General features: G+C 68.2%; 1 protein-coding gene. It reads left to right on the top strand.

Going from position 1 to position 1013, the window contains the following annotated elements:
• Positions 1–1013 (top strand): CoA-binding protein (locus AABM41_09925; GenBank protein MEK6192611.1); only part of this gene is annotated, 1013 nt, incomplete at both ends.

The raw sequence follows: 1013 nt of genomic DNA, 5'->3' as shown, positions 1-1013 counted from the left end.
ATGAAGAACCTGATCAACGGCGGCTACCAGGGGAAGATCTACCCGATCAATCCCTCGGCCCCCGAGATCATGGGGCGCAAGGCGTACAAGAGCGTCAAGGACGTACCCGGCGTGATCGACGTCGCGGTGTTCGCAATCCCGGCCAAGTTCGTCGTCGACACGATCGCGAAGGTGGGCGACAAGGGCATCGCCACGGCCATCATGATCCCCTCGGGCTTCGCCGAGACCGGCGAGACCGAGCTCCAGCAGCAGCTCGTCGACACCGCGCGCGAGCACGGCGTCCGCTTCGTCGGGCCCAACATCTACGGCGTCTACTACACGCCCGGGAAGATGAGCGCCGCCTTCACCACGCCCTACGACGTGCAGGGGCCGGTCGCGCTGGCCTCGCAGAGCGGCGGCATCGGGATGGGGATACTCGGCTTCGCCCGGTCCACCAAGATGGGGGTGTCCGCGATCGTCGGGCTCGGCAACAAGTCCGACATCGACGAGGACGACCTGCTCACGTTCTTCGAGCACGACGACGCCACCAACTGCGTCGCCCTGCACATGGAGGACCTCAAGGACGGGCGCTCCTTCGTCGAGGTGGCCCAGCGCGTGTCCAAGAAGAAGCCGATCGTCGTCCTCAAGGCGGGCGCGACGCCCGCCGGCACGAAGGCCGCGGCGTCCCACACGGCGGCGCTGGCCGGCGACGACAAGGTCTACGACGACATCCTCCGCCAGGCCGGGGTGGTCCGGGCGCACGGTCTGCAGGAGCTGCTCCAGTTCGCCCGCTGCCTGCCGATCCTGCCGACCCCCAAGGGGGAGAACGTCGTGATTATCACGGGCGCGGGCGGCTCCGGGGTCCTCCTGTCGGACGCCTGCTCCAAGAACGGGCTCGAGCTCATGGAGATGCCGGACGACCTCAACGAGGCGTTCATGGAGTTCATCCCGCCGTTCGGCGCCGCCGGCAACCCGGTGGACATCACCGGCGGCGAGCCGCCCGAGACCTACCGCAACACCGTGGCGCTCGGGCT

The organism is Chloroflexota bacterium, from assembly GCA_038040195.1.
In the GTDB taxonomy this organism is placed as follows: Bacteria; Chloroflexota; Limnocylindria; order QHBO01; family QHBO01; genus DASTEQ01.
This window is presented reverse-complemented; position numbering and strand designations above follow the sequence as displayed.